General features: G+C 64.7%; 25 protein-coding genes and 1 riboswitch. Of the genes, 14 read left to right on the top strand and 11 right to left on the bottom strand.

All coding sequences use genetic code 11. From position 1 onward, the window contains the following. Window positions 1–133: 133 nt before the first annotated feature. The 3 genes from ribB to I6F17_RS01650 all read left to right on the top strand — a co-directional run bounded on the left by ribB (window position 134) and on the right by I6F17_RS01650 (window position 3,641). The gene (ribB, locus tag I6F17_RS01660; protein ID WP_036004011.1) at window positions 134–1,210 is read left to right on the top strand and encodes a 3,4-dihydroxy-2-butanone-4-phosphate synthase; all 1,077 of its coding nucleotides are present in this window, start codon (window positions 134–136) and stop codon (window positions 1,208–1,210) included. A 135-nt stretch (window positions 1,211–1,345) separates the two neighbouring features. After that, window positions 1,346–2,560 (top strand): acyl-CoA dehydrogenase, encoded by a 1,215-nt coding sequence (locus tag I6F17_RS01655; RefSeq protein ID WP_036004014.1) that lies wholly within the window; start codon window positions 1,346–1,348, stop codon window positions 2,558–2,560. Window positions 2,561–2,723: 163 nt separating this feature from the next. Beyond that, window positions 2,724–3,641 carry an MBL fold metallo-hydrolase gene (locus I6F17_RS01650; protein WP_036004017.1) on the top strand — a complete coding sequence of 306 codons (918 nt, stop codon included), beginning with the start codon at window positions 2,724–2,726 and terminating at the stop codon, window positions 3,639–3,641. Window positions 3,642–3,711: 70 nt separating this feature from the next. Here the strand turns inward: I6F17_RS01650 and I6F17_RS01645 are convergent, their stop codons facing one another. Together I6F17_RS01645 and I6F17_RS01640 are read right to left on the bottom strand one after the other, a co-directional pair. Next, entirely contained in the window at window positions 3,712–4,566 is an 855-nt protein-coding gene (locus tag I6F17_RS01645) for a DUF1499 domain-containing protein (protein ID WP_036004020.1), read from the bottom strand. A 247-nt stretch (window positions 4,567–4,813) separates the two neighbouring features. Then, entirely contained in the window at window positions 4,814–6,442 is a 1,629-nt protein-coding gene (locus I6F17_RS01640; protein ID WP_225123795.1) for a fatty-acid--CoA ligase, read from the bottom strand. A gap of 65 nt (window positions 6,443–6,507) precedes the next feature. Here I6F17_RS01640 and I6F17_RS01635 point away from each other — a divergent pair, with 65 nt between their 5' ends. Beyond that, on the top strand, window positions 6,508–7,590 hold the full coding sequence (locus I6F17_RS01635; protein WP_225123794.1) for an extensin family protein: 1,083 nt from the start codon (window positions 6,508–6,510) through the stop codon (window positions 7,588–7,590). Window positions 7,591–7,626: 36 nt separating this feature from the next. Here I6F17_RS01635 and I6F17_RS01630 read toward each other — a convergent pair whose 3' ends face one another. Then, window positions 7,627–8,307 (bottom strand): L,D-transpeptidase, encoded by a 681-nt coding sequence (locus I6F17_RS01630; RefSeq protein WP_036031037.1) that lies wholly within the window; start codon window positions 8,305–8,307, stop codon window positions 7,627–7,629. Window positions 8,308–8,646: 339 nt separating this feature from the next. On the opposite strand from I6F17_RS01630, the gene I6F17_RS01625 reads away from it, so the two are divergent. Then, window positions 8,647–9,624, top strand: a complete 978-nt coding sequence (locus I6F17_RS01625; RefSeq protein ID WP_036004038.1) for a magnesium transporter CorA family protein — start codon at window positions 8,647–8,649, stop codon at window positions 9,622–9,624. A gap of 205 nt (window positions 9,625–9,829) precedes the next feature. Beyond that, complete coding sequence (locus tag I6F17_RS01620; protein WP_035696491.1) at window positions 9,830–10,048, top strand: hypothetical protein; 219 nt, start codon at window positions 9,830–9,832, stop codon at window positions 10,046–10,048. 213 nt (window positions 10,049–10,261) lie between these two features. Here I6F17_RS01620 and I6F17_RS01615 read toward each other — a convergent pair whose 3' ends face one another. Both I6F17_RS01615 and pdxH read right to left on the bottom strand, forming a co-directional pair. Beyond that, window positions 10,262–11,014 carry an SDR family oxidoreductase gene (locus I6F17_RS01615; RefSeq protein WP_036004050.1) on the bottom strand — a complete coding sequence of 251 codons (753 nt, stop codon included), beginning with the start codon at window positions 11,012–11,014 and terminating at the stop codon, window positions 10,262–10,264. A gap of 26 nt (window positions 11,015–11,040) precedes the next feature. After that, window positions 11,041–11,682 carry a pyridoxamine 5'-phosphate oxidase gene (gene pdxH / locus I6F17_RS01610; RefSeq protein WP_036004041.1) on the bottom strand — a complete coding sequence of 214 codons (642 nt, stop codon included), beginning with the start codon at window positions 11,680–11,682 and terminating at the stop codon, window positions 11,041–11,043. A 113-nt stretch (window positions 11,683–11,795) separates the two neighbouring features. Between pdxH and I6F17_RS01605 the strand changes: the two genes are divergently transcribed. Together I6F17_RS01605 and I6F17_RS01600 are read left to right on the top strand one after the other, a co-directional pair. Next, window positions 11,796–12,203: an RT0821/Lpp0805 family surface protein gene (locus I6F17_RS01605; protein ID WP_036004044.1), complete on the top strand. Its 408-nt coding sequence runs from the start codon at window positions 11,796–11,798 to the stop codon at window positions 12,201–12,203. Between the two features lie 166 nt (window positions 12,204–12,369). After that, on the top strand, window positions 12,370–13,332 hold the full coding sequence (locus I6F17_RS01600; RefSeq protein WP_225123793.1) for a J domain-containing protein: 963 nt from the start codon (window positions 12,370–12,372) through the stop codon (window positions 13,330–13,332). Between the two features lie 317 nt (window positions 13,333–13,649). Here the strand turns inward: I6F17_RS01600 and I6F17_RS01595 are convergent, their stop codons facing one another. Together I6F17_RS01595 and I6F17_RS01590 are read right to left on the bottom strand one after the other, a co-directional pair. Then, window positions 13,650–14,420: an anti-sigma factor gene (locus I6F17_RS01595; protein WP_036004055.1), complete on the bottom strand. Its 771-nt coding sequence runs from the start codon at window positions 14,418–14,420 to the stop codon at window positions 13,650–13,652. A 106-nt stretch (window positions 14,421–14,526) separates the two neighbouring features. Next, window positions 14,527–15,015: an RNA polymerase sigma factor gene (locus tag I6F17_RS01590; protein WP_036004059.1), complete on the bottom strand. Its 489-nt coding sequence runs from the start codon at window positions 15,013–15,015 to the stop codon at window positions 14,527–14,529. Between the two features lie 172 nt (window positions 15,016–15,187). On the opposite strand from I6F17_RS01590, the gene fabI reads away from it, so the two are divergent. From fabI to I6F17_RS01570, 4 genes are all read left to right on the top strand, one after another. Continuing rightward, window positions 15,188–16,003, top strand: a complete 816-nt coding sequence (gene fabI, locus I6F17_RS01585) for an enoyl-ACP reductase FabI (RefSeq protein WP_018648668.1) — start codon at window positions 15,188–15,190, stop codon at window positions 16,001–16,003. Between the two features lie 12 nt (window positions 16,004–16,015). Then, on the top strand, window positions 16,016–16,615 hold the full coding sequence (locus I6F17_RS01580) for a histidine phosphatase family protein (protein WP_036038066.1): 600 nt from the start codon (window positions 16,016–16,018) through the stop codon (window positions 16,613–16,615). Window positions 16,616–16,817: 202 nt separating this feature from the next. Continuing rightward, window positions 16,818–17,906 carry a chorismate synthase gene (aroC, locus tag I6F17_RS01575; protein ID WP_057026858.1) on the top strand — a complete coding sequence of 363 codons (1,089 nt, stop codon included), beginning with the start codon at window positions 16,818–16,820 and terminating at the stop codon, window positions 17,904–17,906. A 62-nt stretch (window positions 17,907–17,968) separates the two neighbouring features. Next, window positions 17,969–19,159 carry an adenylate/guanylate cyclase domain-containing protein gene (locus tag I6F17_RS01570; protein ID WP_225123792.1) on the top strand — a complete coding sequence of 397 codons (1,191 nt, stop codon included), beginning with the start codon at window positions 17,969–17,971 and terminating at the stop codon, window positions 19,157–19,159. 17 nt (window positions 19,160–19,176) lie between these two features. On the opposite strand, the gene I6F17_RS01565 is transcribed toward I6F17_RS01570, so the two are convergent. The 4 genes from I6F17_RS01565 to I6F17_RS01550 all read right to left on the bottom strand — a co-directional run bounded on the left by I6F17_RS01565 (window position 19,177) and on the right by I6F17_RS01550 (window position 22,073). Beyond that, window positions 19,177–19,938, bottom strand: coding sequence for a hypothetical protein (locus I6F17_RS01565; RefSeq protein WP_225123791.1), 762 nt, complete (start codon window positions 19,936–19,938; stop codon window positions 19,177–19,179). 78 nt (window positions 19,939–20,016) lie between these two features. Continuing rightward, on the bottom strand, window positions 20,017–20,322 hold the full coding sequence (gene clpS / locus I6F17_RS01560; RefSeq protein ID WP_036004073.1) for an ATP-dependent Clp protease adapter ClpS: 306 nt from the start codon (window positions 20,320–20,322) through the stop codon (window positions 20,017–20,019). A 136-nt stretch (window positions 20,323–20,458) separates the two neighbouring features. Continuing rightward, the gene (gene crcB / locus I6F17_RS01555) at window positions 20,459–20,842 is read right to left on the bottom strand and encodes a fluoride efflux transporter CrcB (RefSeq protein ID WP_225123790.1); all 384 of its coding nucleotides are present in this window, start codon (window positions 20,840–20,842) and stop codon (window positions 20,459–20,461) included. Between the two features lie 28 nt (window positions 20,843–20,870). Further along, window positions 20,871–22,073: an MFS transporter gene (locus I6F17_RS01550; RefSeq protein ID WP_225123789.1), complete on the bottom strand. Its 1,203-nt coding sequence runs from the start codon at window positions 22,071–22,073 to the stop codon at window positions 20,871–20,873. A 118-nt stretch (window positions 22,074–22,191) separates the two neighbouring features. Beyond that, a riboswitch (Fluoride riboswitch) is annotated at window positions 22,192–22,268 on the bottom strand. A gap of 261 nt (window positions 22,269–22,529) precedes the next feature. Here I6F17_RS01550 and I6F17_RS01545 point away from each other — a divergent pair. Together I6F17_RS01545 and I6F17_RS01540 are read left to right on the top strand one after the other, a co-directional pair. Then, on the top strand, window positions 22,530–23,393 hold the full coding sequence (locus tag I6F17_RS01545; protein ID WP_036004084.1) for a DUF1194 domain-containing protein: 864 nt from the start codon (window positions 22,530–22,532) through the stop codon (window positions 23,391–23,393). Between the two features lie 191 nt (window positions 23,394–23,584). Beyond that, window positions 23,585–24,220 (top strand): hypothetical protein, encoded by a 636-nt coding sequence (locus tag I6F17_RS01540; RefSeq protein ID WP_036004087.1) that lies wholly within the window; start codon window positions 23,585–23,587, stop codon window positions 24,218–24,220. Window position 24,221 lies beyond the last annotated feature (1 nt).

The raw sequence follows: 24,221 nt of genomic DNA, 5'->3' as shown, positions 1-24,221 counted from the left end.
GCTGGTATGCCCGGTGCAAGCCTGAAACCCATCGGCAGGCCCGCCCTCGGGCATATGTGGTTGCGCTGGGGAGACTAGCGCCCCGACCCAAGTCCGGCTAAGCCTCCCGGCCATAACCGATAGAGATTGGGAAATGCCCGATAGCGTTCAGGAAGTCTTGCAGGCCTTTGCCCGGGGTGAGCTCGTGGTCGTCACCGACGACGAGGACCGCGAGGGCGAGGGCGATCTGATCGTCGCCGCCTCGCTGTGCACCGCCGAGAAGATGGCCTTCATCATCCGCCATACCTCCGGCATCGTCTGCGCGCCCGTGACGACCGAGGACGCGCGCCGGCTGCGGCTCGATCCGATGGTCGCCCACAACGATTCCGCGCACACCACCGCGTTCACGGTCTCGATCGACTACAAGCCCGACGGCGGCACCGGCATCTCCGCCGAGGAGCGCGCCTCGTGCTGCCGCGCGCTCGCCAATCCCAATGTCGGCGCCAACGACTTCGCCCGGCCCGGCCACATCTTCCCGCTGATCGCCAAGGACGGCGGCGTGCTGCTTCGCTCCGGCCACACCGAGGCCGCGGTCGACCTCTGCAAGCTTTCCGGCCTGCCGCCGGTCGGCGTCATCAGCGAGCTCATGAACGACGACGGCAGCGTGATGAAGGGCGAGCAGGTCGCGCAATTCGCGGTCAGGCACAAGCTCAAGCACGTCACCATCGCGGACATGATCGCCTACCGCCAGGCGCGCGAGAAGCTGATCGAGCGGGTCTCGACCTTCGTCACGGACAGCCCGATCGGTCCGTTGCAGGGCTACGCCTACCGCTCGCCGTTCGATTCCATTGCTCACGTCGCCTTCGTCTACAACGGGGTCGGGGACGGCAAGAACGTGCTGACGCGCTTTCACAAGCCGAACATCGTCAAGGACACCTTCACCGGCCACAAGCGCATGGCCGCCGTGCTCGAGCATTTCAAGAAGACCGGCCGCGGCGTGCTGGTCTACCTGCGCGACGGCGCGGCCGGCGTACCCGTTTCGCCGCTGCCGGACGAGACGTCGACGGAGGCCGACCGCAACCGCCAGTGGCGCGAGGTCGGCGTCGGCGCGCAGATCCTGCGCGACCTCGGCGTGACTTCGATCCGGCATCTCACCTCGTCGGTGCACGACTACAAGGGCCTATCGGGCTTCGGCATCGAGATCGTCGCCAACGAGCAGCTCGAAAGCTGACACGCATTGTCTTTCCCGGTCGCGCTGAAAGCGCCACCCCGCAACGACCGAAGCCAGGATGCAATTGAACTTGTTGCCGCGGCGCTTTACTTTGTCGGGCAATTATCGACGGAACCAGACGCGAAAGGACGTTTCATGAGCGTGCGCCCTCAGGCCAAGGACAAGCCGGCTGCGGCTTCTTTCCAGTGGGACGATCCGTTCCTGCTCGACGAGCAGCTCACCGAAGACGAGCGCATGGTGCGCGACACCGCCCGCGCCTATGCGCAGGACAAGCTGCTGCCGCGCGTCTCCAAGGCCTATCTGGAAGAGAAGACCGATCGCGAGATCTTCAACGAGATGGGCGAGCTCGGCCTGATCGGCATCACGCTGCCGGAAGAATATGGCTGCGCCAATGCGAGCTACGTCGCCTATGGCCTCGTCGCACGCGAGATCGAGCGGGTCGATTCCGGCTATCGCTCGATGAACTCGGTGCAGTCCTCGCTGGTGATGTACCCGATCTACGCCTATGGCGACGAGAACCAGCGCAAGAAGTACCTGCCCAAGCTCGCCAGTGGCGAGTGGGTCGGCTGCTTCGGCCTGACCGAGCCCGACGCCGGCTCCGATCCGGCCGGGATGAAGACGCGTGCCGAGAAGGTGTCGGACGGCTATCGCCTCACCGGCAGCAAGATGTGGATCTCGAACGCGCCGATCGCCGACGTCTTCGTGGTCTGGGCCAAGTCGGCCGCGCACGACAACCAGATCCGCGGCTTCGTGCTGGAGAAGGGCATGAAGGGCCTGTCCGCGCCGAAGATCGGCGGCAAGCTCTCGCTGCGCGCCTCCATCACCGGCGAGGTCGTGATGGACGGCGTCGTGGTCCCGGAGGACGCCCTGCTGCCCAACGTCTCCGGCCTCAAGGGCCCGTTCGGCTGCCTCAACCGCGCCCGCTACGGCATCTCCTGGGGTGCGCTTGGCGCCGCCGAGGACTGCATGCACCGCGCCCGTCAATACACGCTCGATCGCAAGCAGTTCGGCAAGCCGCTCGCCGCGACCCAGCTGGTGCAGAAGAAGCTCGCCGACATGGAGACCGAGATCGCCCTCGGCCTGCAGGGCTCGCTTCGCGTCGGCCGCCTGATGGACGAGGGCAAGTTCGCGCCCGAGATGATCTCGATCATGAAGCGCAACAATTGCGGCAAGGCCCTCGACATCGCCCGCACCGCCCGCGACATGCACGGCGGCAACGGCATCTCGATCGAGTATCACGTGATGCGCCACGTCCATAACCTCGAGACGGTCAACACCTACGAGGGCACCCACGACGTCCACGCCCTGATCTTGGGCCGCGCGATCACGGGCATTCAGGCGTTTTTCTAGTCACTGTGTTTTCCGCCGCGGCTATCTTGCTCCAGTGTCATCGCCCGCGCAGGCGGGCGATCCAGTATCCCAGAGACTTCGCTTTTGTCACTGGCGCTGCGGCGTACTGGATACCCCGCCTTCGCGGGGTATGACGGCAGAGAGTGTGGCTACAGGAAGTCCCATGTCCGACAACGACGACGTCCCGTTCAACCGCAACTTTCCGCTGAAGCCCGGCATCGTCGAGGAGGTCCGCCCCGGCGTGCGGCGCGTGCTCTGCAACAATCCGAGCCCGTTCACCTTCACGGGCACGGTCAGCTACATCGTCGGCAAGGGCAATGTCGCGATCATCGATCCCGGTCCAGACGATGCGGCGCATGCGGCGGCGCTGCTCGATGCCGTGCGCGGCGAGACCGTGACGCACATCTTCGTCACCCACACCCATCGCGACCATTCGCCGAACACCGCGCGGATCAAGCAGGCGACGGCTGCGCCGGTCTATGCCGAAGGCCCGCATCGCGCCTCGCGGCCGCGATTCGAGAGCGAGAAGCACAATCCGGAATCCGGCGCCGACCGCGATTTTGCCCCGGACGTCAATCTCGCGCACGGCGACGTCGTGGAAGGTGACGGCTGGCGGCTCGAGGCCGTCGCGACGCCCGGCCACACCGCCAACCATCTGGCATTCGCCTGGCCGGAGCGGAAGTTCAACTTCGTCGGCGATCACGTGATGGGCTGGTCGACCTCGATCGTGGCGCCGCCCGACGGCTCTATGATTGACTACATGGACTCGCTCGACCGGCTCGCCACCCGCGAGGAGGATCTCTATTTCTCGGGCCACGGCCCCGAGATTCCCGAGGGCCAGCGCTTCGTGCGCTTCCTGATCCGCCACCGCAAGGCACGCGAGGCCTCGATCCTGCACCGCCTCGCCAAGGGCGAGACCGACATCCCGACCATGGTCCGCGCAATCTATATCGGTATCGATCCGCGCCTGACGACAGCTGCCGGCTATTCCGTGCTGGCGCATTTGGAAGATCTGGTCGCCCGCGGCGTGGTGGCGACGGATGGCGATCCCGTGATCGGCGGGACCTATCGGATGGCCTAGGGGCGAATAGCGAATGGGGAATAGCGAATGGGCGGCTCCATTCGCTATTCGCTACTCCCCATTCGCCAAGTCACTTCTTCACCGTCTTCGCCGGCGCCTTGGGCGGCGTCACTGGCGTCTTCTTCACCGGCTTGAGTGCATCGGCGTCGGCGGCGGTGTTGAGGTCGTCTATGAATGTCTTGACACGCGCGGCGTTGCTGCCGAGGTCGCTGTCGAAATTGCGCGACGCAGAGCGGATATCGACGCGGGAATCATCGCCATCCGGCACGACCCTGATCGAAACGTCCTCGCGGAAACCCATGATCGGCGTGCGCGCCACCGCCTCGATGCGGCCGATGCGGCGCGGCGGCTGCGGTGCGCGCTCGTCGATCACGATCCATTTGCGCTTGTGGACGAGCTGAAGCGCGATCGCATAGGCGCGGTCGGCCGAGATCTCGAGCTCGACGGGCTCGATCTCGGGATAGAAATGGCGCTGCTGCTCCGCCGAATAGAGGCCGGCATAGACCGCGGTGTTGGTGCCCTCGCCGGTGCGCAGGCGCGCCAGCGCATCGAAGCGCGGCGGATCGATCGGATTGGTGGTGATGTCGTAGATCGACGGCAGCTTGCGATATTGAAAGGCCAAATAGGCGGGATAGGCGAGGATCGCCCCGTCGATCAGGAAGGCGAGCAGGATGCGCGCCATGCCGCGCGAGCCGTTCTGCCAGATCGCGGCAAAGCCGGCGAGCCCGAACAGGATCGAGAGGCCGGCGATCGCGAGCCCGCCGATGAACGTCGCCAGCGCCGGCTTGGGCTCCAGGAAATCGAAACGGACGACGATGATCGACACCACCACCGCCAGAACCGCGAAAACGGCCAGATTGCGCGCCCAGCTCGCGAGGCTGGACACGGGCTCCGACTGGTAGGGAGCGGAAAACCTGCGGGCCATCGGGTGAGCTCTGCCGGGGTTGGCGATGCCGGCCGATCTGGCGCGACGATGCGCCGTTGAGACCACGGCCGAGGGGCAAATTCAAGAGTTCCGACTACGCCCAAGCCGTCATGCCCGGGCTTGTCCCGGGCATCCACGTTCTCCGCACCGCGGGGCAAGGCGTAATTGGCCGGGACAAGCCCGGTCATGACGTCGTGGAGGCTTCAACAAGTCAGACGCCCCTCCAAGGAGGGGCGCACCCAGCCCGTCACGCCGCCGCGTTCGGGAACCGGTAATCCTTAAACTGGTCGCGCAGCGCCGTCTTCAGGATCTTGCCGGTGGCGGTGTGCGGAATGCCGTCGACGAAAGCGACGTCGTCGGGCATCCACCATTTGGCGATCTTGCCCTCCATGAATTTGAGGATGTCCTCGCGCGTGGCCTGCTGGCCCTGCTTGAGCTGCACGATCAGCAGCGGCCGCTCGTCCCATTTGGGGTGGAACACGCCGATCACGGCGGCTTCCGCCACGGCGGGGTGGCCGACCGCGAGGTTTTCGAGGTCGATCGAGGAGATCCACTCGCCGCCGGACTTGATCACGTCCTTGGAGCGGTCGGTGATCCGCATATAGCCGTCCTCGTCGATGGTCGAGACGTCGCCGGTGTCGAAGAAGCCGTCCTCGTCGAGGATGTTGCTATCGACGCGGTAATAGGCCTTGGCGACGGCGGGCCCGGAGACCTTGAGGCGGCCGAAGGTCTTGCCGTCCCAGGGCAGCTCCTTGCCGGCATCGTCGGTGATCTTCATCTGCACGGCGAACGGCGCATAACCCTGCATCTGCAGCACGTCGAGCCTGGCATCGCCGGTCGCATTCTGGAACGGCGGCTTCAGCGCCGCGACGGTTCCGATCGGGCTCATCTCGGTCATGCCCCAGGCGTGGCGGACGTTCGAGCCCATGTCGAGGAAGGCCTTGATCATCGAGCGCGGCATCGCCGAGCCGCCGCAGATCACCATCTTCAGATCCGGCAGCTTGAGATTGTTGGCGGTCATGTGCTGGAGCAGCATCAACCACACCGTCGGCACGCCGGCGGTGTGCGTCACCTTCTCGGTCGAGAGCAGTTCGTAGACCGAGGCGCCGTCGAGCTTGGCGCCCGGCATCACCAGCTTGGTGCCCTGCGAGGGCGCGGAGAAGGCGATGCCCCAGCTGTTGGCATGGAACAGCGGAACCACCGGCAGCATTGTCTCGGACGCACTGGTGCCGAGCGCGTCGACGTTGTTGGCCATCAGCGCGTGCAGCACGTTGGAGCGATGCGAATACAGCACACCCTTGGGATCGCCGGTCGTGCCGGAGGTGTAGCACATCGCCGCCGCCGTGTTCTCGTCAAAGTCCTTCCATTTGAATTTGCCGTCGGCCTGCGCAATCCAGTCCTCGTAGGCGACCGCGTTCTTCAGCGTGGTCTCCGGCATGTGAGCCTTGTCGGTGAGCACGATGTAGCGCTCTACGCTGGGCAGCTTGTCCGCGATCTTCTCCAGGATCGGAATGAAGGTGAGATCGGTCATCACGACGCGATCCTGCGCATGATTGATGATCCAGGCGATCTGTTCGGGGAAAAGGCGCGGATTGACGGTATGGCAGATGGCGCCGATCCCCATGATGCCGTACCAGACCTCCAGATGGCGCCAGGTGTTCCAGGCGATCGTTGCGACGCGATCGCCGAGCTTGATGCCGTCGCGCTCCAGGATCTGCGAGACCTTGAGCGCGCGCTTGTGGATCTCGGCGTAGTTGGTGCGATGGATCGGTCCCTCGACCGAGCGTGTGACCACCTCCTGCTTGCCATGAATCTTGGCGGCGTGTTCGATGATCCGGTGGCAGAGCAGGGGCCAATCTTGCATCAAACCAAGCATTCCGACGTTCCTCCGAGAAGTCGCTGGGCGCGTTATCGCTCTCAGCGTTGGGCCAAAGAATTGCCATGAGTTTTAGCCTGCCGGACTTTCGTCGCAAATGGTCTTGTCGCGGCTATATGTCCGCCGGGGCGGCAATGGTTACCGCTGCGGCGGGGCTATTGCTGATCGCCGAAAGGGCAGAGGCGCGGAAATATCATGCGCCGCTCGATATCTTCAACCTTGGAGCACCGAAGCCCCGCGCAACCGTTCGCGCCGCCAGGATTCCGCTGCCGAAGCCGCGTCCCGAGGAGGCCCCCAAAGCGTCGGATGAGGGGGCGGCGCAGGCAGACGGCAAGCCGTCCCCCGACAAGCCAGGCGCGGACAAGCCCGCCGAGTCCGCGCCGCCGCCCGAGAAGCAGGCCTCGGCCTGCCGGCTGGCGCTGACCGAGGAGATCGCGATCGCGCCGTCCATTCCGGATATCCGCGGTCCCGGTGCCTGCGGCGGCGAGGATCTGGTGCGGCTGGAGGCCATCGTGCTGCCCGACAAGCGCAAGGTGACGGTCAAGCCGGCGGCGATCCTCCGCTGCACCATGGCGTCCGCACTCGCCGATTGGGTGCGCAAGGACATGGCGCCGCTGGCGACCAGCCTCGGCTCCGCCGTCAGCGAGCTCGACAATTTCGACAGCTTCGAGTGCCGCGGCCGCAACCGCGTGGCCGGCGCGATGCTGTCCGAGCACGGCAAGGCCAATGCCATCGACATCCGCGCCGTCAAGCTCGCCAATGGGCAGTCGATCGGCCTGACCGACCGCACCACCTCGCGCGAGGTGCGCGAGCGGGTGCTGCACTCGGTCTGCACTCGCTTTTCCACCGTGCTCGGCCCGGGCTCGGACTGGTACCACGAGGACCACATCCATCTCGATCTCATGCAACGGCGCAACGATTACCGGATTTGCCAGTGGAACGTGTGGGATCCGCTGCCTCAGGTCGCACCGCTGCTGCCGGCGGAGCGTCCCGACGAGGCACCGCCGCGCGAGGTCGCGGCCAAGCCCGAGGCAAAGGAGGGCGCCGACAACGGTGGGGCGGAGACGCCTCCTGCGCCTGCGGACAAGCCGGCGGCGCATGGCAACAAAGCCAGATCACACCAGCCGGCAACAAAAAAGCGCCGGTGAAGCCGGCGCCTTTGAAAAGCCTCGGGCAAGGCCTGCTTAGTAGGGTGAGCTGGAACCACCCTGGAGCGCGAGGCGCGGCTTGTAGGGCGAATCGCCGTGCTTGGGCTCGAGCACCACGACGAGGGTGCCGAGCTTGACGCGATCATAGAGATCGATCGCGTCCTCGTTGGTCAGGCGGATGCAGCCTGACGAGATCGAGGCGCCGATATATTCCGGCTGGTTGGTGCCGTGGATGCGGAACAGCGTGTCCTTGCCCCCAGAATGGAGGTACAGCGCGCGGGAGCCCATCGGATTGTCCGGTCCGGGTGCGACATAGGTCGGCACGCCGAGGCGCGAGATTTCGCCGGGGGTGGGGTGCCAGGCCGGCCACTCGGTCTTGCTGGCCACCTTGGCGATGCCCGACCAGGCCATGGCCTCTTCGCCGACAGTGATGCCATAGCGGATCGCTTTGCCGCCCTCCAGCACGTAATAGAGGTAATGGTTGTCGGAATCGACCACGATCGAGCCCGGCGCTTCCTTGCGGTGGAATTCGACAATGGCACGGCGGAACGGTTCTGCGACCGCGGTATTCTCGTACTTCACCTTGGCAAGGAGTTCCTTGTCCTTAGGCTTGAACGCCTTGGTGTCCGTCGCCTCGTAACGCGTGGTGGCCTGCATGCAGCCCGACAGCATCAGACCAGCGGCCAAAATCCCAAACATAATTTTCAGCGACGACATGGTTTGGTTCCAATCAAAACAATACCGTGCGGAAGGGACCTGAGCGTAGCGCCCAAGTTCCTCGACTCCGTGAAGCCCATTATCGTTGAAATCTGCCACAATTCCAGGGTTGAAGCCGTTTTCCAGGGCTGTAAGACCGCAGCTGTGGCTTTTCTGCCGCAAATTTGCGGGTGTCGTGCGGGTTTTTTTGGTGGGGCGCGCCAGACTGTTCCTCCGGCGCCACAGTTGGGCCCTAGGGCCGCCGCAGATGCAAACGCTCCGTTAATGTTGTTGTCATCGTGAACCTGTCAGAATCGCGCTAAGGGCTGTCGTTCTGTCGCAGGATCTCTGGAGCTTTTGATGTTTTCGGTGTTCGTTCTCTCCGAGACCTCCCTCAAGAAAGCGGTTGTCGAGGATCTCACAGCGCTGCCGGAGAACGCAGTCTGGATCGACCTCGTCAACCCCTCGGCTGCCGAGGACAAGGCGGTCGAGCGGCTGGCGGGCATCGCCATCCCGACCCGGGAAGACATGCAGGAGATCGAGATCTCCAGTCGCCTCTATATGGAGAACGGCGCGCGGTACATGACCGCGACGCTGATGTGCCACTCCGATACCGACATGCCCCGGACCACGGCGGTGACCTTCATCCTCGGCGACCACCGCCTGGTGACGGTCCGCTATGACCTGCCCAAGCCCTTTGCGCTGGTCGAGGCCAAGCTCGCCCGCTCCTGCACGCCCTCGATCACCGGCGAGATGGTGCTGATGGAGCTCCTGGACGCCGTGATCGACCGCTGCGCCGACATTCTGGAGCGCTGCGGCGCCGAGATCGACCAGGTCTCCCACGAGATCTTCGAGCCGGAGAGCGAGCGCCACGGCCACGCCAAGCGATATTCCCAGATTCTGATCTCGATCGGCCGCAAGGGCGACTTGACCTCGAAGGTTCGCGAGAGCCTGGTGTCGATCGGCCGCGTCGTGACGTTCCTGTCCGCCGTGGTCGAGGGCGTGAAGTGGTCGAAGGACATGCGCGAGCAGCTCAAGACCATGCAGCGCGACGTCGCCTCGCTGACCGATCACGCCTCCTATCTCTCCAGCAAGATCACCTTCGTGCTCGACGCCATGCTCGGCGTCGTCAATCTCGAGCAGAACAACATCATCAAGCTGTTTTCGGTCATGGCCGTTGTCCTGATGCCGCCGACCCTGATCGCCTCGATCTACGGCATGAACTTCAAGGTGATGCCGGAACTCGAATGGGTGCACGGTTATCCGATGGCGCTGGTGATGATGCTGATCGCCGCCATCGTCCCGTATTGGATCTTCAAGTGGAAGAAGTGGCTGTAGGAATCGTGCGCGAGCAAAGATACCTACCGAGACCTTACGTCACTCGCACAGACACGATCAATCGTGTCGCAGAATAGATCGGCATTGCGGCGACGCGGTGATGTGCGAATCACGCCGCAATTCCTCCGGTAAAATTTGAGCGGTGGGCTGAACGTTTGCGCGAAACTTGTCTGCGATAAGCAGGGCGTAGCCGCGAGGAACAGCCATGGTTGAGAAACACATAACGTCGCCCCGCAACGTCATCGATCTGGCGAACTACCGTCAGGTCCTGGCGAGCGGTAAGGCGCCGTCGATGTCGGCACGCATGTGCCGGCACTGTGGTGCTCCGCTGCTCGATGGTGAGAACGACGACGACTGCTCGACTGCATTCAGCACGGCCGCTCCGCGGCCGCGCGAGCGGTCACGTCGGATTCGACTCGATTGAGGAACGGAAGGTAAGGGCGATCCAGGCCTTGCGGCGGCGTTGTCTGGATCGCCTTGCTTCCCTGAGCGGCCATTTCCACTTCCGTCATTGCGAGGAGCCACCCGGTCCCGCCTCCGGCGGGCCGGATGACAGGCTCCGCGACGAAGCAATCCAGACTGTCTTTGCGGAGGCAGTCTGGATTGCTTCGCCTTCGCTCGCAATGACAGTGCCCGCCTACACGTGCTGGCCGCCGTTGATGTGGATCTCGGCGCCGTTGACGTAGGAGCTGGTGTCCGTGCACAGCACGTAGATGATCTTTGCCACTTCGTCGGGCGTGCCCAGGCGGTGCATCGGGATCTGCTGCTCGACGATCTTCTCGGTGCCCGGCGACAGGATCGAGGTGTCGATCTCGCCCGGGGCGATCGCGTTGACACGCACGCCGATGCGGCCGAAGTCGGAGGCCATCTCGCGCGTCAGCGCTGCGAGCGCGGCCTTCGAGGTGGCGTAGGCCGCGCCTGCGAACGGGTGCACGCGCGAGCCCGCGATCGAGGTGACGTTCACGACCGACCCCTTGGCGGCCTTCAATTCCTCGATCAGCCCCCGCGCCATCATGATCGGCGCGAAAAAGTTGACATGGAAGACGTGGGTCCAGGTATCGAGGTCGGTGTCGACCGAGCCCAACCGCGAGCCGCCGGCGCCCTTCGGCGAGATCGCGGCGTTGTTGACCAGCGCATGCAGCGTGCCGCCCTCGAGCCGGTTGCGGATCTCCGAGATCGCGCGCGCGGTGTCCTTGGGATCGCCGAGGTCGACCTGGATGTGGTCCTCCGGCCCTGCGTCCCAGGGGCAGTCCTCCGGGAAAGGATGCCGCGAGCAGGTGATGACGCGCCAGCCCGCCGAGGAGAAACGGATCACGGTGGCGTGGCCGATGCCGCGGCTGGCTCCGGTCAGGAGCAGCGTACGGCGCGGCGCATTGGACGAATGCGGCATGGACATCTTTCAGGTCGGCCCAAAGCTTACGGATACATTCGCGTCTTGGACCACGGTTGGCCGGCCGCGTCACGGCGAAATTCAATGCGGTCGTGCAGGCGGAACGGGCGGTCGTGCCAGAACTCGATCCGCACCGGCGTGATGCGCCAGCCGCTCCAGCCCGGCGGCCGCGGCACTTCGCCGATGACGTATTTGGCCGCGACCTTGGCGATGGCCTGCTCGAACGCGAAGCGGCTCTCCAGCTCTTGCGATTGCTTGCTCGCCCAGGCGCCGATCTGGGCCTGCTTCGGTCGCGTCGCGAAATAGGCGTCGGCCTCCGCGTCGGTCACCGGCGTCACGTTGCCGCGGATGCGGACCTGACGGCGCAGCGACTTCCAGTGAAAAAGTAACGCTGCCTTAGGATTTGCGGCGAGTTCGCGGCCCTTCTGGCTGGCGATGTGGCTGTAGAAGACGAAACCCTCGGTATCGAAGCCCTTCATCAGCACCATGCGCACATCAGGCAGCCCGTCGGGATCGACCGTTGCGAGCGCCATGGCGTTCGGATCGTTCGGCTCGCTCTTGACCGCTTCGTTCAGCCAGGCCTCGAACAACGCAAATGGCTCGTCGGCAGCGGTGAAATCACCGGATGTTAAGGGTGTCTGGTGTTTCATCGAGGTCGTGTCGGTCATGTCCGGAGTCCGAGTTGCGTCCCGCGGCCCAAAACGCGTTGTTGTCCGCTACCGCCCTATATAGGGCATGGGGACGCGTTGGCCTATCGGCGATCCGGCCGTCCGGCTTCGTCATGACGATGATTCTGATCGGGCTTGGTGCCGGCGGCTGCAGCTTTTCCCGCAACGACGGCAGCGCCTATGCCAAGGCCGAGGACAGCGACCTCACCGGCTCGATCGCGCGGCCGGCGAAGGACGCTCCCCCGACCGAGACCGATCTCGCCTTCACCCGCAACGCCGCCTCTGACGTACTCAGCAAGGGCGACAAGGATTCCAGCCAGCATTGGGAGAATCCGGAGACAGGGGCGCGCGGCTCGGTGACGCCCATCGCCCAGTCCTATGCCGCCGAGGACGGGCGCAAATGCCGCGACTTCCTGGCGAGCTACGTCAACGGCAATACCGAAAGCTGGCTCCAGGGCGCCGGCTGCCAAAGCGGTCGTGGCCGTTGGGAGATTCATACGCTAAAGCCGTGGCGGAGCTGAGCATGATCCGGAAACGTGGGAACCGGTTTTCCGATCAGACCATGCTCCAAAGATAGAGCTTCAGCTCGCGTTCCTAGTTGCAAAAATGCCACTCTCTTCCCACATCACCCGCAGGTGGGGCGGGGAGCCCTTTGAACAATTCGATTTCTTGAAGGAGACGTGACGAATGCGCGACCCCTATGAGGTCTTGGGGGTGCCGCGGAGCGCCAGCGCTGCCGCGATCAAAAGCGCCTATCGCAAGCTGGCCAAGAAGCACCATCCTGACAGCAACAAGGGTGATCCGAAGGCTGCCGAACGCTTCGCCGAGATCAACTCGGCCAACGAGATCCTCGGCGACGAGGACAAGCGCAAGCAGTTTGACCGGGGCGAGATCGACGCCGAGGGCAAGCCGCGCTTCCAGGGTTTTCCGGGCGGCGGCGGTCCTCGCGGCCGCGCGGGCCCTGGCGGGTTCGAAAGCTATACGTTCCGAAGCGGCGGTGCGGGCGGCTCGGGCGGCGGTGCGTTCGAGGACATCCTCAACAGCATGTTCGGCGGCGGGATGCGCGGCGCACGGCCCGGAGCCGGCGGCGGCGCCCAGTTCGAGTTCGACACTGGCGGCATCGGGCTCGATCTCGACGTCAACGTCGCCATGAGCGTCTCGCTGGAAGAGGCGGTCAAGGGCGGCGAGAAGCGTGTCCGGCTGCCGACTGGCAAGGAGCTCAACGTCAAGATTCCGGCCGGGGTCACCGAGGGCCAGCAGATCAGGCTGCGGGGGCAGGGAGAAAGTGCGCAGGGCCATCCGCCCGGCGATCTCCTGATCACCATCAACATTGCACCGCACCCGTTCTTCAAGGTCGAGGGCGCAGACCTCAGGATCGACCTGCCGGTCACGCTCTACGAGGCGGTGCTCGGCGGCAAGGTCCGCGTGCCGACCCTCGGCAATGCCGTGGAGCTCTCGGTCCCCAAGAACACGTCCAGCGGCCGGACCTTCCGCCTCAAGGGCAAGGGCCTGCCGAAAGCCGGCGGAACCGGGGATCTCTTCGTCATCATCAGGATTATGCTACCGGACGGGAACGACGCCGAGCTTGAAGCATTGATGGAGAAGTGGCGGGACCAACACCCCTACAATCCACGTAGCGGTGTCGGTTAGGGCGAGAGCGAACTGAAGGGGTTCTCCTAAAGGACCACGGCATCGTCCTGGAGATGATGCCCATCATACGCCTGAGGCGTGGTAGCGCTTCATGGTTTCGACGTGTCGGCTGTCCGGCGGGGCAGCCGATAAAAAGGTGCGGCCTCGAGAGGGGGACCAGCGCGGTACCAAAAACCCCAATCGAGGCCGCCCGCGTCGATCGGCGGATCGAACGCCACTCATAATCGCGTGAGCACCCGGTGCGATAATGAGACGTGTCGATGTCCTGATTCCAAATTTTCGATGACGGAATCTGGGCACTGGCCTTGCGCGGTTGTCTAGGTGCCGTTCTTCTCTGCTTGGTCGTAGACGGCCTGCGCCACCTTGGTCAGCCGCTCGCGATCGCTGCTGCCGCTGACGACGTAGCCGACGCCGCGCTCGGACCAGAACAACGCGCCGTCCTTGTCCGTCTTGGCGTAGCGCATTTGCGTTGCACCATTCTCGGTCTTGGCGCTGTAGATCGTGTACCGCTCGCCCGAGGCGCCCTCGTACATCAGGAACGACGCCGGACCGTTCGGTCCCGGTAGCAGCCGGCCGCCGACCAGCTTCAGTCCGCTCGCCTCCAGGTTCGGCGCGAACACGGTCCAGCCGCAGCGCCGGGTCAGCCAGGCCTGCAAGTGATCGCGCTCGTTGCCGCCGACCTCAACGGGGTGGCGGACCTCGACGACATAGAGGCGGTGGGCGTCGAGCGCGTCCGCCGTAAAGCTCCGGAAGGTCGAGGGCGCGTTGGCGGCGCCATGCGCCACCCAGCCGGCGGTGCCGCCGGCGACGAAGGCGACCAGCACGGCCGCGGCGGCGCCATAAAACCATTGCCGCGGGCGGCGCTCCAGCCTCTCGAGCTCGAGCCGTGCGGGCACCCGTTCATGGGCAATCGAATCGTAACGCGCGTGCAGCATCTCGGCCATGGTCCGCCAGGACTGCACCCGCTCGGCGTCCTCGGGGTGGGCGGCAAGAAAGGCCTCGACGTCGGCGCGTCGCTCGGCCGGCAACTCGCCGTCGACATAGGCGTGCAGTTCGTCCTCGGTCACTGGAATCTTGCGGTCGTTCATATCGGTCGTCTCTGGCTCTGCGGCCCAAAATGTCTTCTGCGAGTTAGCTTCGCGCAGCTCACTATCCGGCTGCGGGCGGAGATCGTTCGATGCATCGACCCGGCCATCATTTCACCCGCCTGAGCGCCGTACGCTCGCCCTCCAGCGAGGCTTTGACGTGGGCTCTTGCGCGCGCCAGGCGCGACATCACGGTGCCGATCGGCACGCCCTGGATGTCGGCAACCTCGCGGTAGCTCATGCCTTCCAGCATCACCAGCAGCAGCACCGAACGTTGCTCCTCGACGAGAGTAGCCAGTGCCTTCTCGATGTCGCGTCCTTCGGCCTCGGTCCCGCTGGCATCGGGGTTGTTGTCCGTCAGCGGCATGAATTGCGGCCGCCTTGCCAGCGAGCGCCGCCGGTTCTTGTTGAGGTTGGTCAGGATCGTATAGAGCCAGCTCCTGACGTCGCCTCCGAGAAACAGCCGCTCCGAACGCAGCGCGCGTACCAACGTATCCTGGACCAGATCGTCGGCCGCATCCGCATCGCGTGTGAGCGCGCGGGCGTAGCGGCGCAACGCCGGGATCATGGCTTCCACACTTTGGCGAAACGCACTCATTGCGGTCCTGACATCCCTGGCGTTCGGCGCGTGCCTATAGCGATCATAACACCCAAGCGGAACGGCTATTCCGGCACTCGAAACAGCGTTAATGCTGCGGATTAGGGCTGTACCGCGGGGGAGGGCTGGTGTACCTCCAGACCTCAACGAGAGTTCGACGGGACGTGCAAAAATGGCGCAGAATTCGGGTCTGATGCAAGGAAAGCGCGGGGTCATCCTCGGCGTCGCCAACAATCGCTCGATCGCCTGGGGCATCGCCAAGGCGTGCCACGCCGCTGGCGCCGAGCTCGCCTTCACCTATCAGGGTGATGCGCTGAAGAAGCGCGTCGAGCCGCTCGCCGCCGAGATCGGCGGCCTCGTGCTCGGCCATTGCGACGTCACCGATGCCGCGACCATCGATGCCGTCTTCGCTGTGCTGAAGGAGAAATGGGGCAAGATCGACTTCCTGGTGCATGCGATCGCCTATGGCGAGCAGCTCGACGGCCGCTACGTCGACACCACGCAGGAGAATTTTTCGAAGTCGATGCTGATCTCCTGCTATTCGTTCACGGCGGTGGCGCAGCGCGCCGAGAAGCTGATGACGGATGGCGGCTCGCTGATCACGCTCTCCTATTACGGCGCCGAGAAGTGGATGCCGCACTACAACGTCATGGGCGTGGCCAAGGCGGCGCTGGAAGCCAGCGTGCGCTATCTCGCCGCCGATCTCGGCGAGAAGAACATTCGCGTCAACGCGATCTCGGCAGGTCCCATCAAGACGCTGGCGGCGTCCGGCATCGGCGACTTCCGCTATATCCTCAAGTGGAACGAGACCAACGCGCCGATGCGGCGCAACGTCTCCACCGAAGACGTCGGCGGCAGCGCGCTGTATTTCCTCTCCGACCTCTCGCGGGGCGTCACCGGCGAGGTGCACCACGTCGATTCCGGCTATCACGTGCTCGGCATGAAGCGGCCGGATGCGCCTGATATCTCGCTTGGCGGGAAGGACTAGCCTCTAACTGAAATGCCCAAGCCTACGATCTACTATCTTCGCCACGGCGAGACCGAGTGGAATGCGCTCGGCAGGCTTCAGGGCACCAGGGACATTCCGCTGAACGCGCGCGGCCGCAGCCAGGCCGTGCAGGCCGGCGGCATTCTCGCCGAACTGTTCAAGCGCGACGGGCGCGACAAGGCCGCGCTGGCTTACGTGTCGAGCCCGCTCGGCCGTGCGCGCCAGACCATGGAGCTCGCGCGCGGCAAGCTCGAATTGCCACCTGCCGATTACGCGCTCGACGATCGTCTGCGCGAGATCGGCTACGGCACCTGGGAGGGGCTGACGCTGGCCGAGAGCGAGGCGAAGGATCCGGACATCTATGCAAGGCGCCTCGCCGACAAATGGACCGTGGGGCCTGCCGGCGGGGAGACCTACGCCGACGTGCAGGCTCGCGTGCGCGCCTGGTACGACCAGCTCCTGACCGACACCGTCGCGGTGGCCCATGGCGGGACCTGCCGGGCTCTGATGGTGTCCCTGGGCCTCGAGACCCCCGCCAGCGCCGCCGAGCTCTATATCGAGCAGGGCGCCGTCTACGTGTTCCGCGACGGCCGGCTGGAGAAGTTTAGTTGAGGGGCGGCCCCGCCCCCCACCGTCATGCCCGGGCTCCCGGGCATCCACGCACTTTTTCGGTTTTGGTGCGCAAGAACGTGGATGGCCGGGACGAGCCCGGCCATGACGCTGTGGCAGGCATTTGACCGCCCCTTCAGATCGCGTTAGGTCACGGTGACATTCATCATAAGCGTTGCAAGTCAACGTTACGCGGCAGTTCGGGATGTCCTTCAACACCTTCGGCCACATGTTCCGCGTCACCACCTTCGGCGAGAGCCATGGGGTGGCGATCGGCTGTGTGGTTGACGGCTGCCCGCCGATGATCCCGCTCACCGAGGCCGACATCCAGCGGGATCTCGACCGGCGCCGTCCCGGCCAGTCGCGCTTCACCACCCAGCGCCAGGAGCCGGACCAGGTGAAGATCCTCTCCGGCGTGATGGCCCATCCCGAGACCGGCGTTCAGGTGACGACGGGCACGCCGATCGGCCTTCTGATCGAGAACACCGACCAGCGCTCGAAGGATTATTCCGAGATCAAAGACAAGTTTCGTCCCGGTCACGCCGACTTCACCTATGAGGCGAAGTATGGCCTGCGCGACTATCGCGGCGGCGGGCGCTCCTCGGCGCGCGAGACCGCGATGCGCGTTGCCGCCGGCGCCATCGCGCGGAAAGTGCTCCCCGACGTCAAGGTGCGGGGCGCCCTGGTGCAGATCGGCCCGCACAAGATCGACCGCGACAAGTGGGATTGGGACGAGGTCGCCAACAATCCGTTCTTCTGCCCGGACAAGGACAAGGCCGCGTTCTTCGAGACCTATCTCGACGGCATCCGCAAGAGCGGCTCCTCGATCGGCGCCGTGATCGAGGTCGTCGCCGAAGGCGTGCCGGCCGGTCTTGGTGCGCCGATCTACGCCAAGCTCGATTCCGATCTGGCGGGCGCGATGATGACCATCAACGCGGTGAAGGGCGTCGAGATCGGCGCCGGTTTTGGCGCGGCGGAACTGACGGGCGAACAGAACGCCGACGAGATGCGCTCCGGCAATGACGGCACGCGCTTCCTGTCCAACCACGCCGGCGGCGTGCTGGGCGGCATCTCCACCGGGCAGCCCGTGGTGGTGCGCTTCGCGGTGAAGCCGACCTCGTCGATCCTGCAGCCGCGTCTCACCGTCGATCGGCAAGGCACCGAGACCGAGATCTTCACCAAGGGCCGCCACGATCCCTGCGTCGGCATCCGTGCCGTCCCCGTCGGCGAGGCCATGATGGCCTGCGTGCTGGCCGATCACTTCCTGCGCGATCGCGGACAGGTCGGGCGTTGAACTCGCGGTACTAGTCCACCGCGCAGCTTGACGGCCCTGCAACTTCGTCCGCAAATGCGGCCATGAACAGCTCCGAGCTTCAGCGCATCACCAACTGGCTGATCGACGGCACTTGGGCGGCTCAAGAGCCGGCCGTAGGGATTGCCGATTTCTGCGAACGTCTGGTCGCGGCCGGCCTGCCGCTGTGGCGGTTCGGCATCTTCATCCGCACGCTGCATCCCGAAGTCTTCGGCCGCAACTTCATCTGGCGGCAGGGCGAGGAAGTTGAAATCGGTGCCGTCGATTTCGAGGTTCTGGAGACGCCCCAATTCGCCCGCAGCCCGCTTCGCGTCGTGTTTGAGCAGGGGATCGAGGTCCGGGGGCGCGCGGGCGATCCCGACAGCAAGCGATTTCCGTTCCTCGAGGATATGCACGCCGAAGGCGCGACCGATTATATCGCGGTGCCGGTGCCTTTTCTCGATGGCTCCATCCACGCGACGAGTTGGATCACGCAGCAGCCCGGCGGCTTCAGCGACGACGACATCGCAACCATCCGGGCTCTCATAGTGCCGCTCGCACGCATCAGCGAGATCATCAGCCAGCGGCGCACCGCCGAGATGCTGCTCGACACCTATGTCGGCAACCGCGCCGGCGCGCGCGTTCTCGGCGGCCAGATCCGCCGCGGCCACCACGACACCATGCAGGCCGCGATCTGGCTGTCGGACCTGCGCGGCTTCACCGCGCTGTCGGACCGGCTGCCGCCCGAGACGGTGGTCGAGATCCTCAACCAATATTTCGACTGCCAGGTGGCCGCGATCCGCGGCCATGGCGGCGAGGTGCTGAAGTTCATGGGCGACGGCCTGCTCGCGGTGTTTCCGATCGACGAATATGTCGGCGATGCCGCTCACGTCTGCGCGCGGGTGCTGGAGGCGGCGCGCGAATCCCGCGCCAGCGTCGAGGCGCTCGCCTTTCCGGTCGGCGACGGCGTCGAGCGCTTCCGCTTCGGCGTCGCGCTGCATGTCGGCAACATCCTTTACGGCAATATCGGCGGCGGCAACCGCCTCGACTTCACCTGCATCGGCCCGGCGGTCAATCTCGCGGCAAGGCTGGAGAAGATCACGGGGCGCCTGGGGCGGACCGTCGTCGCCTCGGAAGGTTTTGCCAATGTCTGCCGCCATGATTGGCACCAGCTCGGCGAGTTTCCGATCGCGGGATTTTCCAAGGCGCAGCGCGTCTATGGGCTGGCGGAGGAGACGCGGGTTGTGATGGCCTAGCGGTGCCGACGACGGCCTCAGCCGCCGCGAACATACGACTGCTTCAGACCGAGCGTCAGCACCCTCAAGGTGATCCACAGCCGCAGCATGGCGAAGCTGAAGATGAAGACGAAATAGATCAGATTCTTGGTGAACTGCGTCGCCGACGAGGTTTGCCAGAAGTTCCAGATCGCGGTCCGCACCGCTTCCTGTCCATAGGCGAGGGCGATGTTGACGATGCCGAGGGCGATGACGGCGGCGCCGAGCCACAGCACGCGGCGTGCGAATTCGCCGATCGCGGCAAACAGGGCGACCTTGCCGTCATCGCGCTCGGCACGGACGATCATGAGCAGGACGATGGCCGCGATCCATGCGCTCCAGAATCGCCCGGGATGGGTGAACTGGTCGAACGCCATGCCGTCGAGGCCCGCCAAGAGATGGTACGAAGCCTTGTAGCCGGCCGCTGCTGCGCTCAGCGCCGCCACGATCATTACGAGCATGATCCGCCACAGGATCGAGAAGGAGAGCTTGAACTGCTCCCCCAGTGTCAGCGTACCCAGCGAGGATTGACCACCCGCTGCCTCGATCGATTGGCGCGCCGTCGCAAAGAAGGCCAGCAGCACCGAAATGTCGGCAATGATGATTGCGGGCAGCGCCACGGCCCCGCCGCCGAACGCGATCACCCGCATCGCAGCCGCCAGGATCAGCCAGGGCAGGGCATGCAGGAGCTTGAAAGGACCGAACGAGGTCTCTTCGCGAGCCGGCTTGAGTTCGAGCTGTTTGCGCAGTGCGACTGTCATCGCATTGTGGTGACACAGGAGGTTAAACCTGAGGTAGCGCGGATTGCTAAAATTGCCCCGAAGCAGGCAGGCGGCGCCTTATTCCTCCGGCTCTGTCGTGAACAATAGCGGATAGCCCTTGGCGCGGCCGGCGTCGGTGGCGCGCGTTGCCTTGGTTTCGGCGACGTCCTTGGTGAATACGGCCACCACGCAGGCGCCCAGCTTGTGCGCGGTGATCATCACCTTGTAGGCTTGATCCTCGGTCATGCGGAATTCGGCCTTCAGCACCATGGTGACGAATTCACGCGGCGTGTAGTCGTCGTTGATCAGGATGACCTTGTGCAGCTTCGGCCGCTCGACCTTGGTCCTGGTCCTGGTTTTCGGTTTGGTGACGGTGTCGTTCATCGTGTCCCGAAACGCCGTTGCGCGGATGAGCCACCAGCCATCATACCGCAGGAGCGGGGAGCGCTCCAAGATATGCGGCCGCTCGCCACTATGCCGTCGCGGCTGGGCAGGAATGCACGACTTGCGCCTGCGCGAGTTACGGAAGTGCGCGAACGAGCTGTAATGCGGCGATCAGAGCGCCCACCGACAGCACGACCGACGCAATCATGTAGGCGGCAGATGCACATGTCTGGCCGCGCTCGATCAGATACCAGGCATCCAGCGAGAACGTCGAGAACGTCGTGTACCCGCCACAAATTCCGACCGTCAGAAAGATCCGCGCGGCCTGCGGCAGGTTCCATTTGGTCGCGAACAGCGCGGTGAAAATGCCGATCAGGAACGATCCGGTGACGTTGACGATCAGCGTGCCCCACGGAAAATCCGTACCGAACGCGCGGCCCGACCCGATCGCAACGAGATAGCGTATGACCGCGCCGAGCGCTCCGCCGCCGGCCACGGCGAGGATGTATTGAATGTTCAATGTCTCGTTCCCCACTTCGCCATTTGCTTCACTTGCCCTCGGTGGCCAGACCCTTGCCGACGGCGAGCAGCCCCACCAGCGAAACCAGCGCGAATCCAAGCCCGGCAAGAAACGTTCCCGCCGGTCCATAAGCGTCCCACAGCGCACCCGCGATCACGCTCGCAGCCAGCAAGGCAAGCCCGGTGAACAGGTTGAAATAGCCGAAGGCGGTGCCGCGCAGGCTTGGCGGGGCGGCATCGGCGACCATGGCCGAGAGCAGGCCCTGCGTCAGTCCCATATGGAGTCCCCACAGCACGACTCCGAGCGCGAGGCCCGCAAGGCTCGGGAGCAGCGCCAGCGCGAGGTCGGCCGCGGCGAGGAAGACCAGGCCGAGCGCGAGCAGGCCGGTCCGGTTGATCCGGTCCGACAGCACGCCGGCCGGATAGGCCGACAGTGCATAGGCGACGTTCATCAGCACCAGTACAGCCGGCACCCACATCACGTCGAGCCCGATGTTCTGTGCGCGCAAGATTAGGAAGGCCTCGCTGAAGCGCGCGAGCGTGAACACGACGCCCACGGCGACGACGCGCCAATAGACCGCTCCGAGCTGGCGCATTGCGGCGAGATTAAGCGGATTTTCCGCACGTTTCCGGCTCGGATCGGGCTCCGGCTCCTTCACCGCGAACGCGATCAGCCCGAAGGACAGGAAGGCCGGCAGCACCGCCACCCAGAACACGAGGGTAAAATTGTCGGCCGTCCACCACATCAGGCCGATGGCGACGAGCGGCCCGACGAAGGCGCCGATCGTGTCGAGCGATTGCCGCAGGCCAAAGCTCGCGCCGCGCAGGCCGACCGGGGCGATATCGGCGATCAGCGCATCGCGCGGCGCGCCGCGAATGCCCTTGCCGACTCGATCGATGAAGCGCGCCGCTACCAGCCATCCGACGCTGGGCGCGAGCGGGAACAGCGGCTTGGTGAAGGCGGCCAGCCCATAGCCGAGCGCGGCGAGCAGCTTGCGGCGGCCGAGCCAGTCCGACAGCGCACCGGAGAAGATCTTGGTGATCGAGGCGGTCGCCTCGGCAACGCCCTCGATGAAGCCGACGGTGAGGGTGGAGGCGCCGAGCACGGTGACGAGATAGACCGGCAGCAGCGCGTGGATCATCTCGGAGGAGATGTCCATGAACATCGACACAAAGCCGAGCACCCAGATCCCTCGGGGCAGCGTGGTACGTACGGCATTCGGTGTCGTCATCGTCACGTCTTCGTCGTCCCCTCGCATTCGCCTGCCGGCCGCCAGCAGGCAACAAAAAACCCGCCATCGGCGGGTACGTCCATGCTCCCGCCAAAGGCAGAGGCCCAAGATTGCCTCTCCTCGAGCAGGAGTCATCAGCCCATGAGGTCATCGACCGCCGGGCGGTTATCGGGGGACTCCATCCCCATCTGTGCGACCAACCTAGCATGGAAATCGTGCCGGACAAGTGGGCGGGGTCGCGTGCCTCCGTGGGCAGCTGGATTCCGGGCCCTCGCTTCGCGAGTCCCGGAACGACGGCTCTTGAGATCGCCCCTGTTCCCGACGCAAGCGCGGCAACATGGCGGCAGACTTGCGTAACGTGTGAATTCCTAACTCGAATGTGAAGCACAAGCGATCTTCGGCCTTTGCGGCAAGCCGATTGCATGTCACCATCGCGTCATACGACGGGAGACTGCGATGCGTTTGCTGTTCTCGATCGGGGCTGTGCTGGTGGCCGGCATGTTCGCCGGAGGGGACGTCGCGGGCATCGCGGCACCAGGACCCAAATTCGAATCGCCCAGAACTCAACCGCAGCGGCTTGCGGCCGACAAGGACGCGCAGAGCGTCGATGTCGAGCTGATCCTCGCGGTCGACGTGTCCTACTCGATGGACATGGACGAGCTCGCGATTCAGCGCGAGGGCTATGCACAGGCGATCCAGTCGAAGGAGTTCCTGCAGGCGCTGAAGCTCGGCCCGAACGGCCGCATCGCAGTGACCTATTTCGAGTGGGCCGCCTCCAGCGACCAGAAGATCATCATTCCCTGGCGGCTGATCGATGGTCCGGAGACGGCGGACGCGGTTGCCGCCGAGATCATGAAGACGCCGATCCGGCGCGCTTCGCGCACCTCGATATCAGGCGCGATCAACTTCGCGATGCCGCTGTTCGACGAGGATCCCTATCGCGGCCTGCGCCGCGTCATCGACATTTCCGGCGACGGTCCGAACAACAATGGCGGCCCGGTCACGATGGCGCGTGACGCCGCGCTGGAGAAAGGCATCGTCATCAACGGCCTGCCGATCATGGTCAAGGAGCCGTCCTATTCGACCATGGATATCGACAATCTCGATCTTTATTACGAGGACTGCGTCATCGGAGGGCCGGGGTCCTTCGTCATCACGATCAAGGAGCGCGACAAGTTCAAGGAAGCGATCCGCACCAAGCTGCTGATGGAAATCGCCGGCCGCACCCCGGAGCGGCCCGTGATGCCGGTTGCCGACAAGGAGCCGCGCGTCAATTGCCTCATCGGCGAGAAGATCTGGTCCGATCGCTGGGGGCGGTGAGGGGGCGGTTTTTTCCGGTGGCATCACGCCAGTTCCGGCTGAGATCTTTTGCCCGCCCGGCCGAGGCACGCGCTTAACGGCTCGTTAACGGGTGCGTGGCCCTAATCGCATCGTTACTGTTCGTTCCCGCCGGCATCCTGACCTGCCCAAGCCAGCGAAAGCGGGTTTGTGAGGCCCGTCCGAGCAATCCAATGGCCATCGTCACATCGAGCACCAGCCAGATTTCGCCCGCCAACGAGCGGCTGTATCGCCAGAGCGCTCTGCTCGGTGACTGGAAGGGCAATTGGGTGGGCAACAACCAGCCCGTCGGTTTCAAGGTCGTCAACATCCGCGGGGCCCGGGCGCAAGTCGAGTACACCCACAACGGACGCACCGAGCGCGGCTTTGGCGAGGTTCAGGGCACGCTCATCACCTTCGGCGGCGTCACGGTCGGCACCAAGGACGGCAAGAACATGGTGATGCTGTTCTCGTTCGGGGGCGTCGGCAAGCAGACTGCAAATCTGCAAAAGCAGGACCCGCCCGCGTCCGACAGCCGCCTGATGGGAAGCTGGGGCGGCTATTCCAGCGAGAACGGCAAGAGCGCGAGCTTCAAGGTGCTGTCCGTCAATGGCAAGGAGGCCGAGGTCAGCGTCACCACCGACGGCGTCACCCGCAAGGGCACCGGCTTCGTCTACAAGAACGTCATCATGTTCGGACAGACGCAGATCGCAAGCGACGACGGGCAGAACGGCAAGATCATCTACCAGGTCGGCACCAAATCCTTCATGGTGCCGGTGACGAAATATCCGCCGGCGGATTCGTCGTCTTCGGTCGACAAGACCGCATAAC

The organism is Bradyrhizobium sp. NBAIM18 (assembly GCF_020193825.1).
GTDB classification, from domain to species: Bacteria; Pseudomonadota; Alphaproteobacteria; order Rhizobiales; family Xanthobacteraceae; genus Bradyrhizobium; species Bradyrhizobium yuanmingense.
The sequence above is the reverse complement of the archived record's forward strand: the minus strand, read 5'-3'. Positions and strand labels throughout refer to the sequence as shown.

Excerpts from the sequence above, each read along its gene's own strand:
- I6F17_RS01595 (WP_036004055.1), bottom strand. The coding sequence starts at position 14,420 with ATGAACGACCGCAAGATTCCAGTGACCGAGGACGAACTGCACGCCTAT.
- I6F17_RS01550 (WP_225123789.1), bottom strand. The coding sequence starts at position 22,073 with ATGACGACACCGAATGCCGTACGTACCACGCTGCCCCGAGGGATCTGG.
- ribB (WP_036004011.1), top strand. The coding sequence starts at position 134 with ATGCCCGATAGCGTTCAGGAAGTCTTGCAGGCCTTTGCCCGGGGTGAG.
- fabI (WP_018648668.1), top strand. The coding sequence starts at position 15,188 with ATGGCGCAGAATTCGGGTCTGATGCAAGGAAAGCGCGGGGTCATCCTC.
- I6F17_RS01625 (WP_036004038.1), top strand. The coding sequence starts at position 8,647 with ATGTTTTCGGTGTTCGTTCTCTCCGAGACCTCCCTCAAGAAAGCGGTT.
- I6F17_RS01545 (WP_036004084.1), top strand. The coding sequence starts at position 22,530 with ATGCGTTTGCTGTTCTCGATCGGGGCTGTGCTGGTGGCCGGCATGTTC.
- I6F17_RS01650 (WP_036004017.1), top strand. The coding sequence starts at position 2,724 with ATGTCCGACAACGACGACGTCCCGTTCAACCGCAACTTTCCGCTGAAG.
- I6F17_RS01620 (WP_035696491.1), top strand. The coding sequence starts at position 9,830 with ATGGTTGAGAAACACATAACGTCGCCCCGCAACGTCATCGATCTGGCG.
- I6F17_RS01635 (WP_225123794.1), top strand. The coding sequence starts at position 6,508 with ATGAGTTTTAGCCTGCCGGACTTTCGTCGCAAATGGTCTTGTCGCGGC.
- I6F17_RS01640 (WP_225123795.1), bottom strand. The coding sequence starts at position 6,442 with ATGCTTGGTTTGATGCAAGATTGGCCCCTGCTCTGCCACCGGATCATC.
- I6F17_RS01570 (WP_225123792.1), top strand. The coding sequence starts at position 17,969 with ATGAACAGCTCCGAGCTTCAGCGCATCACCAACTGGCTGATCGACGGC.
- I6F17_RS01580 (WP_036038066.1), top strand. The coding sequence starts at position 16,016 with ATGCCCAAGCCTACGATCTACTATCTTCGCCACGGCGAGACCGAGTGG.
- I6F17_RS01600 (WP_225123793.1), top strand. The coding sequence starts at position 12,370 with ATGCGCGACCCCTATGAGGTCTTGGGGGTGCCGCGGAGCGCCAGCGCT.
- clpS (WP_036004073.1), bottom strand. The coding sequence starts at position 20,322 with ATGAACGACACCGTCACCAAACCGAAAACCAGGACCAGGACCAAGGTC.
- I6F17_RS01565 (WP_225123791.1), bottom strand. The coding sequence starts at position 19,938 with ATGACAGTCGCACTGCGCAAACAGCTCGAACTCAAGCCGGCTCGCGAA.
- I6F17_RS01605 (WP_036004044.1), top strand. The coding sequence starts at position 11,796 with ATGACGATGATTCTGATCGGGCTTGGTGCCGGCGGCTGCAGCTTTTCC.
- I6F17_RS01540 (WP_036004087.1), top strand. The coding sequence starts at position 23,585 with ATGGCCATCGTCACATCGAGCACCAGCCAGATTTCGCCCGCCAACGAG.
- I6F17_RS01615 (WP_036004050.1), bottom strand. The coding sequence starts at position 11,014 with ATGCCGCATTCGTCCAATGCGCCGCGCCGTACGCTGCTCCTGACCGGA.
- aroC (WP_057026858.1), top strand. The coding sequence starts at position 16,818 with ATGTCCTTCAACACCTTCGGCCACATGTTCCGCGTCACCACCTTCGGC.
- I6F17_RS01655 (WP_036004014.1), top strand. The coding sequence starts at position 1,346 with ATGAGCGTGCGCCCTCAGGCCAAGGACAAGCCGGCTGCGGCTTCTTTC.
- I6F17_RS01630 (WP_036031037.1), bottom strand. The coding sequence starts at position 8,307 with ATGTCGTCGCTGAAAATTATGTTTGGGATTTTGGCCGCTGGTCTGATG.
- I6F17_RS01645 (WP_036004020.1), bottom strand. The coding sequence starts at position 4,566 with ATGGCCCGCAGGTTTTCCGCTCCCTACCAGTCGGAGCCCGTGTCCAGC.
- I6F17_RS01590 (WP_036004059.1), bottom strand. The coding sequence starts at position 15,015 with ATGAGTGCGTTTCGCCAAAGTGTGGAAGCCATGATCCCGGCGTTGCGC.
- pdxH (WP_036004041.1), bottom strand. The coding sequence starts at position 11,682 with ATGACCGACACGACCTCGATGAAACACCAGACACCCTTAACATCCGGT.